General features: G+C 54.1%; 13 protein-coding genes and 1 pseudogene. All 14 read left to right on the forward strand.

What is annotated here, in order from left to right:
* Positions 1 to 189: 189 nt before the first annotated feature.
* The 14 genes and pseudogenes from GSR16_RS08135 (at position 190) to GSR16_RS08200 (ending at position 13,998) form a co-directional block, all read left to right on the forward strand.
* The gene (locus GSR16_RS08135) at positions 190 to 885 is read left to right on the forward strand and encodes a hypothetical protein (RefSeq protein ID WP_159876250.1); all 696 of its coding nucleotides are present in this window, start codon (positions 190 to 192) and stop codon (positions 883 to 885) included.
* A 733-nt stretch (positions 886 to 1,618) separates the two neighbouring features.
* Positions 1,619 to 2,137: pseudogene (locus tag GSR16_RS08140) on the forward strand (FxDxF family PEP-CTERM protein); the annotation flags it as partial.
* Positions 2,138 to 2,262: 125 nt separating this feature from the next.
* Positions 2,263 to 3,447 (forward strand): porin family protein, encoded by a 1,185-nt coding sequence (locus tag GSR16_RS08145; RefSeq protein ID WP_159876254.1) that lies wholly within the window; start codon positions 2,263 to 2,265, stop codon positions 3,445 to 3,447.
* Positions 3,448 to 3,482: 35 nt separating this feature from the next.
* Positions 3,483 to 4,964, forward strand: a complete 1,482-nt coding sequence (locus GSR16_RS08150) for an undecaprenyl-phosphate glucose phosphotransferase (RefSeq protein ID WP_159876256.1) — start codon at positions 3,483 to 3,485, stop codon at positions 4,962 to 4,964.
* Positions 4,954 to 5,889 (forward strand): EpsD family peptidyl-prolyl cis-trans isomerase, encoded by a 936-nt coding sequence (locus GSR16_RS08155; protein WP_159876258.1) that lies wholly within the window; start codon positions 4,954 to 4,956, stop codon positions 5,887 to 5,889. The genes GSR16_RS08150 and GSR16_RS08155 overlap by 11 nt, the downstream gene beginning before the upstream one ends.
* Before the next feature lie 2 nt (positions 5,890 to 5,891).
* A complete protein-coding gene (locus tag GSR16_RS08160) occupies positions 5,892 to 6,671 on the forward strand; it encodes an SLBB domain-containing protein (RefSeq protein ID WP_159876260.1) in 780 nt (259 codons plus the stop codon).
* Between the two features lies 1 nt (position 6,672).
* Entirely contained in the window at positions 6,673 to 8,076 is a 1,404-nt protein-coding gene (gene epsF, locus GSR16_RS08165) for a chain length determinant protein EpsF (protein ID WP_159876262.1), read from the forward strand.
* Complete coding sequence (locus tag GSR16_RS08170; protein WP_240902630.1) at positions 8,073 to 8,966, forward strand: cyclic di-GMP-binding domain-containing protein, MshE-related; 894 nt, start codon at positions 8,073 to 8,075, stop codon at positions 8,964 to 8,966. The genes epsF and GSR16_RS08170 overlap by 4 nt, the downstream gene beginning before the upstream one ends.
* Positions 8,967 to 8,975: 9 nt before the next feature.
* Positions 8,976 to 9,182 (forward strand): hypothetical protein, encoded by a 207-nt coding sequence (locus GSR16_RS08175; protein ID WP_159876264.1) that lies wholly within the window; start codon positions 8,976 to 8,978, stop codon positions 9,180 to 9,182.
* Positions 9,118 to 9,828: an exosortase gene (gene xrt / locus GSR16_RS08180; RefSeq protein ID WP_159876266.1), complete on the forward strand. Its 711-nt coding sequence runs from the start codon at positions 9,118 to 9,120 to the stop codon at positions 9,826 to 9,828. Before GSR16_RS08175 ends, xrt begins: the two co-directional genes overlap by 65 nt.
* Positions 9,828 to 10,523: an exosortase-associated protein EpsI, B-type gene (epsI, locus tag GSR16_RS08185; protein WP_159876268.1), complete on the forward strand. Its 696-nt coding sequence runs from the start codon at positions 9,828 to 9,830 to the stop codon at positions 10,521 to 10,523. The genes xrt and epsI overlap by 1 nt, the downstream gene beginning before the upstream one ends.
* On the forward strand, positions 10,520 to 11,806 hold the full coding sequence (locus GSR16_RS08190) for a hypothetical protein (RefSeq protein ID WP_159876270.1): 1,287 nt from the start codon (positions 10,520 to 10,522) through the stop codon (positions 11,804 to 11,806). Before epsI ends, GSR16_RS08190 begins: the two co-directional genes overlap by 4 nt.
* Complete coding sequence (locus GSR16_RS08195) at positions 11,799 to 12,710, forward strand: glycosyltransferase family 2 protein (RefSeq protein ID WP_159876272.1); 912 nt, start codon at positions 11,799 to 11,801, stop codon at positions 12,708 to 12,710. The genes GSR16_RS08190 and GSR16_RS08195 overlap by 8 nt, the downstream gene beginning before the upstream one ends.
* Entirely contained in the window at positions 12,697 to 13,998 is a 1,302-nt protein-coding gene (locus GSR16_RS08200) for an O-antigen ligase family protein (RefSeq protein ID WP_159876274.1), read from the forward strand. The genes GSR16_RS08195 and GSR16_RS08200 overlap by 14 nt, the downstream gene beginning before the upstream one ends.
* Positions 13,999 to 14,035 lie beyond the last annotated feature (37 nt).

A 14,035-nucleotide genomic window follows, 5' to 3' on the forward strand; every position in this document is an offset into this window, starting at 1 on the left:
AAAAAACCGGCTGTGGCCGGTTTTTTTACGTGCAGGGCAAATGCAGCTGTGATTGGGTCGAAAACAGTCTGTGAATGCACTACAACAAGTGAATATCTGCGGGTTTGCTTACAAAGATCATGCTGAATGAAAACAAAAGCCGGGAATTGGCAAGCGTATGGTCGGAAGATGAAATGACACGGGGGGCGTATGTGGCTGAGTGCACTGTTGTTGATATTGACCGGACTCGCTGTTGCGGGTGTGGCTGGCTTGTTTGGCGGTGCATTCCGGGCGTGGGATACCGGTCCGGTATCGGATGCCGAAATTCAGGCTGTTGAGCCACCGGTTTTGCCCGTGTTGGCAAGGCGGCGCGATGAGTCGTGGGCGCGCCGTCCCTGGCCGTACATTCGTGACAGGCTAACCTTTCCACCGCTGGACTTTCCCGCTGTCGTCATCCATAGCAGCATCACCCCTGGCAAATGCTATCGTGTTGACCTGGCTGTCCTGACCTGCACTTGCAATTACTTTCTGCTGCGCGGATCGCGTGCTGCACTGGGCAGCAAGGAAAGGCTGTGTCGCCACCTGCGCCGGGTCTATGCCGAACGTGGTGGCCTGTCCGCCATTGTGAATATGGTGCTGCTGGATGATGTGCATTTCTGCGAGACCGACCAGCTTTGGTCAGGTGAGGTGGATGGGGTGCCTGTGGCCATAGCCTGGCGCGAAGGGGATCCGTGGGTGACACTGTATACCCGCAGCAATGCCATGAGTCAGGCGGCAGAATTTGAGCGCTACAACTTTCATCTGGATCGCGCGGAATGGGCAGATGGGCGGATGCCGCGCTTTAATGCCGCGGCGATCCGGCAGATGCTGGGTGACTGGTTTGGGGATGGCAAGCTGCTCGGTTGAGGGCGGCGTGACAGGTTTTATGTGCTGCGGCGCAACACAATGTGGTTGCGCCGTTGCTTTTTGCTACATCCATCCGAAAGAATTTCGGAATAAATGCTGATTATTTTCAATTTTGACCATTAAATAAGATTACTTACACGTTAAATGAACATTTAATTCTTATGGCATTATTTGTTGAGATAAGTGCTGGTCAAGTTATCGTTGTTAGTTGTCCAATTGGTAAGTGTTTGGTTTAATTTATTGAAAACATACCTGTGTAAATATTTATAAAATTCAGAATCTTCATAATTGAAATCTGATTTTTCATAAAATATTTGTCATAAATAAACAAAAATTTACAAGTGGCAATCTGTATGTCGCTGCTCGGCGACAATTGTTTAGTGTCAATTTAAAAGAAATTATTGTTTCTTGGTTGGTAACTTTAAACCAACTCACTTATTCATTTCATTTGAATGTCATTACGTGATTGCGTGGTCGCAAAAGCGGCTTTTTTTGCGCATTATTTGTAAGTAATTGTTTAAATACAATCATGACAACTTAGGTAAATACACTTATAGTTGCTCGCGCAAGTGGCTGGTATTGTGCCGGTGTCGGTGAATCCGGCGCTTGAGTGGGCATGTACGAGAAGACTGTATTGGCGAGTTTTACTGATTTGGTCCTGCCCGATGATCTGGTTTTTTTCCGTAAGGGAGCTTTATAGATGAGCAAGACGAAACTGGCCTTGGTTGCTGCTTCTGTCGTCATGGCATTTGCTGCTTCGGCAGCGCATGCGGATGTGGTGTATGCACCCCAAAGCCCGGTAAGCATTAAGGTGGCCACGGGTCAATCCGGCTTTACGCAAAACTTCAACTTCAAGCTTGATGGCGACAGTCTGATCAGCGCCGCACAGGTTGTGCTGAAGTCTTCCGGCACCACCAGCGCACTGAAGAGCCTGACTGCAACGTTGTTCTATCAAACGGCTACGGGTTGGACGTCGCTGTGGACGGATAGCACGAGCTTTACCAAGTCTCAGGGCGTAGGTACTTGGGCGACCAGCTTTGACAATGTTGCCGGCAAGGCAGGTAACTACAAGTTGTCGCTTAGCGGCTTGGTGTTTGCCAATACCAGCTATAGCGGCAGCTATCAGTACCAGGTTTCGGTGGCCCCGGTTCCGGAGCCGGAAACCTATGCGTTGATGGGTCTGGGCCTGGCAGCCTTGCTGCTGCGTCGCAAGCAGAAAAAGGCAGCAAACAGCTTCAGTCTGGCTGCTTGACCGAGATGAACGGGGCGCTCCCTGCTGCTGGTGTCATGGCAGTCAGAGGGCGCTCTTTCATTTCTACCCTGCGGGCCCCAGGACATGGGCCGCGTTGTGTTTCAAACCTGTCAAAAAGTGAGTCGATGAAGCTGTCCAATGCAATCAAGCCCCTGTCTGCTGCCACCTTAGGCCTGTTGTGTGCAGGTGTACCCGCCAAGGTATCTGCGGCTTATGTTCAGGGGGATGACAACTTTGTCTATGCGCAGCTTGGCACTGTCTATGACAGCAATGTCTTTCGCGTTTCCGGGCTGGATAGAGTGCCATCCAGCTATCACGCCAGCAGTCTGTCGGACATCTACACCGTTACCACAGTCGGTGGGCAGTACCAGAAGGATCTGGGCCGTCAGCAATTTCAGTTTGGTGGCAGCTACAACCAGAACAGTTACGTCGATTACTCGGCACTCAATTACAAAAGCTGGAATGCAAACGGCGCGTTCAACTGGCAGTTGCTCAGCCAGTTGTCCGGTGCATTACGTTATATGGACAAGCAGGAGCAGCCGTCCCTGAATGTCAGCAACCAGATCGGCCGGGATGTAGTGCGTACCCGTGTCGGCGGCGCAGAGCTGGCATGGACGCCGGTCACTGCCTGGCGGTTTGAAACGGGTGTCGAGCATACCGCCATGCGTCATCAGGTGCAGAACACGCTGGATTTCGATCAGGATGCTTTATCGCTGACTGCCTGGTACGCCACACCCAAAGGCAGTCGCCTGGGTATGGGAGTAGAAGAGAGCGATGTTGTTTATCCGTCGATGCAGGTGAATAACGCTGCTTATGAATATCGTCAGACAAACACAAAGTTGCAACTGGAATGGCCAGTTACGGCCAAATTGCAACTCAATGCCATGCTGGGAAATAGTGCGGTCCGCTTCCGGCAGGGTATACAGCCAGATCGTAATCACGTTTTGCAGGATATCAGCCTGATCTGGATGGTAGATCAAAAGAGCACGCTGAGCTTCGGATATCAAAGCACGCCAGCCGAGCCGGGGTTATCAACGGCAGATGTGGTGAATAAAACCTGGTATCTGACAGGGAAATCCCATCTGTCGGACAAGCTGGCGCTTAGTGGTGAAGTGCGCCAGACAAAAATGAATTATTCATCCTCTGATGTGGTGGTAAATACCAGGTCTTACCGAGCAGGATTGCAATGGATGCCATGGCGCATGTGGCAGTTTGAAGCATATGGCCAATATGTACATCGGACTTCCGGTTTTACCGATGACAGTTATGACGTCAATCAAATCGGCGCGAACGTGAAGTACTCGTTCTAGTTTTCAGAATCATTAAAGTGTCATGGATGGCAGGAATGCTAAATAAACAGTATCAATCAGGTGGGAAGGCAGAGCTTGGCAGCGGTATTGCCACTGGGATCAGCCGTTTTTATCTGTTGCGAGATCCGCTTGGAGCGCAGGGTTATGCCTCGCCATGGCTGAGCTTCTGCAAGGCATTCATCGATCCATTTGTTGTTCTTCTTGTGCTGTATGGGCTCAGTTTTTATTTTGATATCAGTCGCCATGGCCCGTTCATCGAGCTTGCATTGGTGTCTTTCCTGATATCAGCCCTGGCGCTGGATGGTCTGTCTCTATTGCTGCCTGGCAGCGGGAAGAAAATGCGCGGCATTGATGGCATGCTCATCAACTGGCTGATTGCCGTGGTCGTGATATTGGGTTTTGGCATGGCCACCGGTTTGCTTGAACTGTTTCCCGAAAAATTCATATACAGCTGGTTGGTGATTGTGCCGATTGCCTTGTTATTGGTGCATTGCCTGTTGGCAATCGGCCTGATTGGTCGGATTGATACCCAGCAGAGCTTCCGCAAGGCGGTAATTGTTGGTGCTAATAAATCTGGCCAGTTACTGGCGAACAAGATTCGTAAAAATCCGCAAATCAAGATGGAGTTTCTCGGATTTTTTGATGATCGTACTCCGGATCGTCTTCCGGAAGATGAATTGCCTAACCTGAAAGGGCGCTTGGCCGATTTGACAAGCTATATCAAGGATAATGGTGTGCAGCAGGTTTATATCTCCCTGCCCATGACATCGCAGCCACGTATCATGAGCTTGCTGGAAGAGCTGCAGGATTGCACTGCATCGGTTTATTTTCTGCCTGACTTGCTGGTGTTTGATCTGATTCAGGCGCGGATTGATCATGTTAATGGCTTGCCTGTGATTTCCATCTGCGAAACACCGTTTGTTGGCAGTAACGGTATTGTGAAGCGTATTTCGGATATTGTGTTGTCACTACTGATTTTGTCCATCATCTGGCCAATTCTGCTGGTGATTGCCGCCCTGATCAAGTTAACCTCTCCTGGCCCGGTTTTGTTCAAACAGAATCGCTATGGCGAAGATGGAGAAAGTATTCTGGTTTACAAATTCCGTTCGATGACGGTGATGGAAAATGGTGATGCGGTAGTGCAGGCACGGCAGGGAGATAAGCGTCTTACGCCGATCGGTGGTTTTTTGCGCAAATCATCGCTGGATGAATTGCCGCAGTTCATTAATGTTTTGCAGGGGCGGATGAGTATTGTCGGCCCGCGCCCCCATGCCAATGCCCATAACGAAATGTACCGCAAGATCATTCGCGGCTATATGGTGCGCCACAAGGTAAAACCGGGTATTACCGGCTGGGCTCAGGTCAATGGCTATCGTGGTGAGACCGATACGGTCGACAAAATGGAAAGCCGAGTTTCGTATGATCTGGATTATTTGCGTAATTGGTCATTGTGGCTTGATCTGAAAATTATCTTCATGACCGTTGTCACGGTTTGGCGGGACAAAAATGCTTATTAAAAAATATCCAAATACCTTGTCAATGCCGCGGGCCTGCCGCTTGTTTGCCGGCGTGGCCAGTGTGGCCGTGCTGTTGGCAGGCTGCGGTCAAAAGGATGAAAAGGCGGCCCCTAGTCAGGTGCTGGCCAAGGTGAATGACGGTGAAATTACCGTGATGCAGCTTAATGGCGTGCTGCGCGGAGCCGGTAACACCGCTGATCAGGCACTGGCTAAGCAAAATGCGCTGGATTATCTGGTCAATCAGGAAATCCTGCAGCAGAAGGCTGCCGAGCTGAAGCTGGATCGTGACCCTGATGTGATGCAGGCCGTGGAGCAGGCTAAGCGGCAGATTCTTGCGGCGGCGGCCTTGAGCAAGTTGCAGGCCAAGGCAGGTGAGCCCGGTGCGGCTGAGGTGCAGAAGTTTTACGAAAGCAATCCGGCGCTGTTTTCCCAGCATGCCACGTATGAATTCACCATGTTCAATCTGCCGGTGGCCCAGCTGCCCGGTGAGGTGAAGGCAGCAATCGAACAGTCTCATTCTGCTGCTCAGACCAAACAGGCACTGGAGTCGATGCATCAGGCATTCCAGGAAAAAACCAGCCGCGTGGCTGCCGACCAGTTGCCGATGGATCTCCTGCTGCAGCTGTTCAAGCTGAAGGCTGGCGACATACTGGTGCGCCCTGAAGCGGGCAATGTAATGCTGGTGCAGTTGGTAAGGGTTGAGGGCAGTCCGGTTAGTCTGGCTGACAGCAAGGAGAGGATTGTGGCTTATCTGAAGCAGACGGCAGAGCAGGAGTCTGCAAACAGCAAGCTGGCCGAGCTGAAAAAAGCAGCCAAAGTCACTTATCTGAAGCGATTTGCTAACAATGCGGCAGCAAGTGCGCCCGCTGCGGCAGCCAATGGTCTGTCTACCGATACGGTCAATTCCGGTTTGAAGGGTTTCTAGGCATGCTGCGTCATTTTCTGATTGTTTTACTGGCGGTATTCAGTGCAGCGGTGTTTGCTGCGCCGGGCAGTGATTACAAGCTGGGTGCTGGGGATGTGGTCAAGATTACGGTCTGGGATCATGCCGATTTGTCTGTTGAAACCCAGCTGACCAAGGACGGGGAGGTTAATTTCCCGCTGATCGGGCTGATTTCCCTGAACGGCTTGTCGGTTGCCGCTGCAGAAAATGCGCTGGCAAGCGTGTTGCGTTCTGCCGGCTATATCGTCAAGCCCAGCGTTTCCATTCTGGTGACGCAATATGTCAGTCACCGTTTCACCATCCTGGGCGAGGTCAATAAACCGGGACGCTATCCGCTGGACAGCCAGACTTCCTTGCTGGATGCCCTGGCGATTGCTACCGGGGTGACACCATCCGCTGGTGATACCGTGCTGCTGACCCGTGACAACACCCAGGTTACGTACTCGGTAGCGCAGCTGGCTGGTGAGAGCGATCCGGACAAGCGCAATATCTGGCTCAAGGCCGGTGATGTGTTGTTCATTCCGCGTTCGCAGGTGTTTGTGCTGGGTGAAGTGCAGCGCCCTGGCAATTTCCGCTTGGAGCCCGGCATGACGGTGATGCAGGCCATCTCGGTTGCCGGTGGTTTTAGCAGCAAGGCATCCCATAGCTCCATCAAGATCACCCGCAAGCTGGCAGATGGCAGCAGCAAGGAAATGAAGTCGGTTTCTCTGTCTGATGCCTTGTCGGTCAACGACGTTGTTTACGTAGAAGAAAGCTGGTTCTGACATGCTGGCCAATATGAATCTGTCGCAATATCTGGGCATTCTGCGTGCCCGCAAGAAATTGATCGTGGCTGTGCACGCAGGACTGGTGTTGACCGTGCTTGGTGTCAGCCTGGTGCTGCCCGAGCAGTTTACTGCCGAAACAGTGTTGGCACTGGATACCAAGGCGAATGATCCGGTTACCGGGCAGCCGGTGCAGGCCTACCTGGTGCCTGGCTATATGGAAAGCCAGATGGATATTCTGGCCAGCCAGAACTCCCTGCTATATGTCGTGGATACGCTGGGTCTGGCCAAGTCGGATGAGGCCATCAAGGCCTTCCAGGATGATGCCGACGGTAAGGGCAGCCTGCGTATCTGGCTGGCCGACCGGCTGGCCAAGAAAGTGGATATCAAGCCGAGCAAGGAAGGCAGCACCGTCAGCATCAGCTTTACCTCGCCTGAGCCGCATTTTTCTGCTGCGGTTGCCAATGCCATTGCCCAGGGCTATGTCCACACCCTGGCCAGCATGCGTACCAGTGCCGCGCAGCAGAATAATGTGTTTTTCCAGCAGCAACTCAAGGTTTTGCAGGGCAATCTGGAACAGGCGCAACAGGAGCTGGCCAGCTATCTGAACGAGAAGGGTATTGTTGCTGCTGACGAGAAGCTGGATGTGGAAATGCAGCGCCTGAATGATATTTCTACGCAACTGGTACAGGTGCAGTCGGCGGCGATGGATGCCCAGTCACGTACGCGCGGTGCCGAAAAGGCACCGGATGTGCTGAACAATCCCCTGATTCAGCAGATCAAGAACCAGTTGACTGTGGATGAGGGCAAGTTCCGCGAGCTGGCCACCAAGGTTGGTCCTGAGCATCCGCATTACAAGGAAGCCCAGGCCCAGGTGGAGAGTGATCGCCGCCAGTTGCAGGCCCTGACCAGCGAATACGCCAGTGGCCTGAGCGGCTCGGCCTCCAATGCCGAAAACCGGGCCAAGACATTGCGCATGGCGCTGGACGAACAGAAAAAGAAAATCCTGGAGCTGAAACAGCAGCGCAGCCTGGCCAATGTGCTGCAGCGCAAGGTTGAAGGTCTGCAGAAGGCTTATGACGCTGCACAGGACCGCTTTACCACCACATCGCTGCAAAGCCGTTCCATGACGGAAAACGTGGGCGTGGTGAAAGAGGCAACCGAGCCGGCCAAGCCGTCTCGTCCCCGTATCTTGCTGAATGTACTGGCAGCTTTCGTGCTGGGTGGCGTGATTGCCCTGTGTACGGCCTTGCTGGCTGAAATCCTGGACCGTCGTGTCCGCTGCGCCCGCGATGTGGAATCGCTGCTGGGCATGCCGGTGTTGGCCACGATAGGGCCGGCACCCGCCCGGAAAAAACGCTCGTGGGCTTTCTGGCGCAACAACAATAAGGTGGCCAACGCATGAATACGCAGACTCTTTCCATGCCGGTACGGACGCAAGAAGTGCTTGCAGCCAGACATTCCAATATCGGCCAGTTGCTGTTGCAGCAAGGCAAGCTGACCGCCAGCCAGGCGGAAAAAGTATTGCTGGCGCAGCAGGAGCTGGGCTTGCGTTTTGGCGAGGCAGCCGTGCGGCTGGGCTTTCTGAGCGAGCGCGATATCCAGGAAGTGCTATCGCACCAGTTTGACTACCCCTGCCTGGCGCTGGGCGATCCCGCGCTGGATCCCGGCCTGATTGCGGCCTACCACAATGAATCGGCCCAGGTGGAGGCTTTACGCAGCCTGCGCAGCCAACTGATCCTGCGCTGGGTCAGTGGCGGCAACAAGATTATCGCTGTTGCCGGCTATGACAACGAGGTTGCGGTGGGCTGGCTGGCTGCCAATCTGGCTATCGTGTTTTCCCAACTGGGTTTGCGCACCTTGCTGGTGGATGCAGCCCTGCATGCGCCGGTCCAGCATGGTCTGTTCCGTCAGCCCAATCGCCTGGGCTTGAGCGATATCCTGGCCGGCCGTGCTGATGATGGCTGCATGCTGGCGATTCCGCCCCTGCCCAATTTGTTTTTGATTCCAGGGGGCACCGATGTGCCTAACAAGCAGGAGCTGCTGTCCGGTGCCGCACTGGGCGAGCTGCTGCAGCAGGCAGAAGCTGATTTTGACATCGTTATCGTCAACGCCCCAGCCCTGAAGGGCAAGGCTGATGGCCAACTGGTGGCCGCGCGCGCCAAGGGAGTGGTGCTGCTGGCCGAGCCCGGGCGCAGCAAGGTGAATGATCTGGAAGCTGCGCGTGATGATCTGCGCATGGCCGGTGCCACGGTGCTGGGCTGTGTGTTGAACAGCTTTGTCAGCGGCAGCTAGGGGGACGTCATGACGCGCGCTGTTGCACCTGCTCGCTGGCTGCCGCCGGCAGTGGCTGCCAACCCGGTGATGCTGACCGGGCTGGCTTGCCTGTTGCTACCTACGCTTTACAAGCTTTCCCAGCAATTGTGGCCGATCAAAGAACAGGGGCATGGCCCGGTTTTTTTTGATCATTGCCTGGATGTTCTGGAACAAGGCGCAGCAGGAAGTCATTGATGCTTCTGCTGCCGGCAGCAAGTTGGGCGTGCTGCCGTTTGTCCTTGGGCTGGTGATGTATGTATTGGGGCATTCGCAGGATGTCTGGTTCATGGAAATCGGCAGTTTCGTTTTCATCATTGCCGGACTGCTGCTATTGCATGGCGGCTACCGTTTGCTGCATGCCTATCGTTATCCCTTGCTGTTCATTTTGATCCTGATTCCCTTGCCGGGCTTTCTGGTGGACTGGCTGACCGCCAGTCTGAAAATGGGGGTGTCGCAGGCGGTGGAGCAACTGCTGTATCTGGCGGGTTATCCCATCAGCCGCAGCGGGGTAGTGCTGAATATCGGTCAGTACCAACTGATGGTGGCGGATGCCTGTTCCGGCATCAATTCAATGTTCAGCCTGCTGGCCTTCGGTTTGCTCTATCTCTATTTCTTTACGCCGGCCCGGGCTGTCAATCGTGTACTGCTGCTGATTGCGGTGCTGCCGGCTGCGATTGTTTCCAACATCGTGCGCGTCATCACCCTGGTATTGGTGACCTATTACTGCGGGGATGCTGCCGGCCAGGGTTTTATCCACGAATTTTCGGGTTTGTTGTTGTTTGGAGTCGCCATCTTGTGTGTGTTTCTGTTTGATGCGTTCTTGCAAAAGGTGAATGGCTGATGCCCCGCTTGAATCTGCTGCGCCAATGCCTGCTTGCGCTGATCATGCTGCTGGCTTCTGTACTGGCTTACGCCTTCACCCCGCGCACCTTTACTGCCGACAGCAATCGTATAGACCTCGCCGGCATGGTGCCAACGGCGTTTGCCAACTGGCGGCAGGTGGAGATGAAGGGCGTGATTGTCAATCCGGAGGTGGATGCCCAGCTAAATCGCACCTATAGCCAGGTGCTGGAGCGGGTATACGTCAATGGCAGAGGCCAGCATGTCATGTTGTCCATTGCTTATAGCCGCGACCAGCGTCAGGGATCCGGCCAGCAGACGCACCGGCCGGACCTGTGCTACCCGGCACAGGGCTTTGCCTTGCACGACAAGCAGCAGGACACGCTACAGCTTGGTCGCCATCGCCTGGCCGTCAACACCATGGTGGCGCAGCGCGAACAAAGGATCGAGCCGCTGATGTACTGGATCACCACCAATGGTGAAGTGGCTTCCGGCCGCGAAAGCCGCAAGCTGGTGCAAGTGCGTGCCGGTCTGGCCGGGCTGGTGTATGACGGCATGATCGTGCGGGTTTCCACCATCAATGACGATGTGGCTGCTGCACGGGTGCTGGAGACGGAATTTCTTGCCAGCCTGTATGCCGCCCAGCCGGAAGGGGTGCGTACGCAGTTCTTTGGCACGGGAGTAGTGGCGCTGTGAACCACTCGGCCATTCGTACCCTGACTCTGGGCATGCAGCCCATGCTGAACCGCATTCCTCGCCCGGTATTGTCCTTCGCTTGCCAGGGCATGGTCAGCGGCATCAGTTTTATTGCGTCATTCCTGTTGCTGCATTATGCGGACAAGAGCGAATACACCACGTTTGTGCTGTTTCTCAATGGCTATGCCTTGCTGGCCAGCCTGCAGAATGCGCTGTGGTTGCAGCCCCTGATTACCCTGTCGGGCAAGATGGATGCAGGTGCCAGGCAGCAGGCCATCCACCGCGGTATCTGGCTCAGCCTCATCATTGCCGTGTTTGGCGGTGTGCTGTTTGCCGGCTATCGCCAGCTCACCCTGGGTGCGGGCTGGTTCAATCTGGCGACGATGCTGTTTCTGGCCAGCTTTGCCTTTCTGCTGGTGCGTGACGCCAACCGCTCTGCCTGGCTGATGCTGGGCCAGCTGCCCGGTCTGTTTCTGCATGATCTGGCCTATTTGCTGTTATTCATGCTGCTGGCTGCCATTGGTTGGTATCTGAAGAGTTTGTCCATGAGCCTGGTGATCATGGCCATTGCCTTTCCCGGCCTGATGTCGCTGTTTGCCCGGCCACGTGCCGGCCGTGTCGACGGAGCACCCGCTATTGTCCGACTGGACCGCGACTTTGCCGCGCAAGTGTGGTCCTGCGCGCGCTGGGCCTTGCCTGGCGTGCTGGTGACCTGGCTGTTCAGCAATGGTTACTGGTTTTATCTGGATACCGTGCAGGGCAAGGCCATGGTGGCCATGCTGGCCGCAACCCGGCTGTTCTTCACCCCGGTCGGCCTGATGATTCAGGGCTGGGCCGGCTATTACCGGCCCGTGTTTTCGCAGCTGGAGCACCAGGGTTTGCTGCAGCAAAAGCGTGCGCTGGTGCGCCGCCAGGCGCTGGTGTGCAGCGGCGTGGTCTTGCTGTTTGTCCTGGCCCTGCTGCTGTTGACGCTATACCCGGCAGCCTTACCCGCCTATTTGCCCCCGGCAAGCTTCATTCCGCTGGTGCTGGCCTGGGGGAGCTACTTCCTGGTGCAGTGGCTGCGCAACATCCTGTCCACCGCCATGCTGGCTGATGCCGGTGGTTACAAAATCGTTTTCAAGGCTGGTCTCACCGGGGCTGTCCTGTTCTACCTGCTGTTTGTTCCGGCAGGGTATCTCTCCCGTCAACTGGTGCTGTGTCCGCTCATTCTCTGCCTGGCAGAGCTGTTCATCCTGACCATGTTGTGGCGACCCGTTTTTGGAGCCAAGCGCAATGACTGAATTGCCTAGCATCACGGTAATCGTGTGTACCTATCGTCGCCCTGGGCAATTGCAGGAATTGCTGGATTCGTTGCGGGCGCAGTATGTAGAAGGGCTGCGTCCCCGCCTGTGCATTGTCGACAATGACGCCGAGCAGTCGGCACGTGCGGTAGTGGAGCAGGCAAAAGCCGACTTCCCGTGGCCGCTGCAATATGTGGTGCAACCGGTAAAGAATATTGCGCTTACCCGTAATGCTGGCCTGGCCACGGTCACTACCGATTATCTGGCTTTTATCGACGATGATGAAGTCGCGGTGCCGCAATGGCTGCACAGCCTGGTTGCGCTGGCGCGTGAGAGCAAGGCGCAGCTGGTGTTCGGGCCGGTGTTGCCGGTGTATCCGCCGGGAATCCGGCCCTGGCTGGTGAGTGGCGGCTTCTATGAACGGCCCAGGCATGCCACCGGTACTTTGCTGCCATTACTGGAGGCACGTACTGGCAATGTGCTGATAGATGCGGCTCTTCTGCAAGGACAGTCCTTGCAGTTTGACGCAACGCTGGGTCTGAGTGGCGGCGAGGATTACGCATTCTTCGAGCATTTGTATCAGCAAGGTGCAAAGGCAGTCTGGTCTGATGAGGCCATGGTGACTGAAGAAGTTCCGGCAGATCGTGCCACGCCCAATTGGCTGCTTAAGCGCAGCTTTCGCATTGGTTCCGTAGAAGCCAGCCTGATGCGACGCAGGGCGCGCGTACAGTCTTTGCTGCGTATGTGGGTCAAGGCTGCTTATCTCATGGCGCGCAATGGCTTGATGCTGCTTGCTGCTCCGCTGCGCAGCAAAGCATTGAATTTCCGGATGGTGCGTAATCTGGCGATTGCGGCCGGTATTGTTTATGGCCTGGTGAATGGTCCTTATCGTGAATACAAGTAATTCCGCCAAAGTGATGCAGGGTGGTGGTGTTGAGTCACTGCGCTCACTAATGATTGTTACGTTTATGCTGGCTGTTTTTATCAGCCTGTTTGCTATCGGGGCGGCGGATAAGGTGCAGTCTGATGGTGGGAGTAATCTGTTTCGGCAATTGACGTGGCTGGCGATTGGCGCTGTAGCATTTTTCCGCTGCTTTAGTTTTGGGCGATATGTAAAAATTGATCTTCAGTTAAGTTCAGGATTGCTGATTACACTTTTTCTTTTGGGGTATTGCCTTGTTTCGTTTTCATGGTCGGCCATTCCCGATGTTTCACTAAAGCGGGCAATTCTGTTCGGTTTGATGGTTTTTTTATGCTTCGCAGCATTTGGAAAAAAGTCACAAAACCCGCTTAGTTTTATCCAGGTTATGGCTTGGCCATTGGGAATTTTGCTGATTCTTTCTTTTGCTTTTACTGCGGCTATCCCTTCGGTAGCAATTACATCAATCGGCTGGCGTGGAGTCACTTCATTCAAGAACGAGTTTGGTCAGCTATGTGCCATCAGCCTGCTGATATTCAGTTTTGCCGTGTTTGAAGTGCGGAATTGTCGCAAGACCATGTTGCTAATGGCCGTACTGTCCTTGCTGGGGCTGCTGTTGTCACAAAGCTCTACCTGTGCAGTTGCCGTGATCGCGGGTTTAGTGTGCAGTCTGGGTTTGCTGGTTACGCGGCGTCTGCTGCGCCATCGCAGTGGCAGTGCCTTGATGCTTGGATTGGTGATTGCAGCTTGCACTGCCGTGCTGGTTCTTCTGCTTGCAGGTGTGCTAGGTGGCGGAGATGTCCGAGAGCAGTTTTTCCAATTGCTAGGTAAATCGAGCACGCTGACGGGGCGTACCAAATTATGGTCTCTTATTTTGGATAATACCCGTCTGCACAATCCATGGCTGGGTGGTGGTTATGGTGGGTTCTGGAATGGTCTGGGTAGCCCGTCCAGTTATACTTCCTATCGTTTTCCTGCCGGATATGTGGGGCAGGCGCATAACGGGTATCTGGATATATTCAATGATCTGGGCTATGTCGGTTTGGGTTTGCTGGCTTTGGTGCTGTTGGTGTATGGCTGGCATATTTTCCGTCATTATCAATCAGGACGTCCTGAATTTTATTTTCACCTTGCTTTTTTTATCTACATCATTCTGGAGAATTATGCGGAAAGTACTTTCTTTAGATTGGTGGGTTTTTTGAATATTGTTTTTTTTGCTTCTCTGGCACGTGTTGCTGTAAGTGAGTGGGTAGGTTTTGATGATAAAAAATAGGCGTGATTACAAAATGTATCTGGAGGCGGATCGTGTC

Source organism: Aquitalea denitrificans (genome assembly GCF_009856625.1).
In the GTDB taxonomy this organism is placed as follows: Bacteria; Pseudomonadota; Gammaproteobacteria; order Burkholderiales; family Chromobacteriaceae; genus Aquitalea; species Aquitalea denitrificans.

Excerpts from the sequence above, each read along its gene's own strand:
- GSR16_RS08195 (WP_159876272.1), top strand. The coding sequence starts at position 11,799 with ATGACTGAATTGCCTAGCATCACGGTAATCGTGTGTACCTATCGTCGC.
- GSR16_RS08170 (WP_240902630.1), top strand. The coding sequence starts at position 8,073 with ATGAATACGCAGACTCTTTCCATGCCGGTACGGACGCAAGAAGTGCTT.
- GSR16_RS08145 (WP_159876254.1), top strand. The coding sequence starts at position 2,263 with ATGAAGCTGTCCAATGCAATCAAGCCCCTGTCTGCTGCCACCTTAGGC.
- GSR16_RS08175 (WP_159876264.1), top strand. The coding sequence starts at position 8,976 with ATGACGCGCGCTGTTGCACCTGCTCGCTGGCTGCCGCCGGCAGTGGCT.
- GSR16_RS08150 (WP_159876256.1), top strand. The coding sequence starts at position 3,483 with ATGCTAAATAAACAGTATCAATCAGGTGGGAAGGCAGAGCTTGGCAGC.
- GSR16_RS08155 (WP_159876258.1), top strand. The coding sequence starts at position 4,954 with ATGCTTATTAAAAAATATCCAAATACCTTGTCAATGCCGCGGGCCTGC.
- GSR16_RS08160 (WP_159876260.1), top strand. The coding sequence starts at position 5,892 with ATGCTGCGTCATTTTCTGATTGTTTTACTGGCGGTATTCAGTGCAGCG.
- epsI (WP_159876268.1), top strand. The coding sequence starts at position 9,828 with ATGCCCCGCTTGAATCTGCTGCGCCAATGCCTGCTTGCGCTGATCATG.
- epsF (WP_159876262.1), top strand. The coding sequence starts at position 6,673 with ATGCTGGCCAATATGAATCTGTCGCAATATCTGGGCATTCTGCGTGCC.
- GSR16_RS08135 (WP_159876250.1), top strand. The coding sequence starts at position 190 with ATGTGGCTGAGTGCACTGTTGTTGATATTGACCGGACTCGCTGTTGCG.
- xrt (WP_159876266.1), top strand. The coding sequence starts at position 9,118 with ATGGCCCGGTTTTTTTTGATCATTGCCTGGATGTTCTGGAACAAGGCG.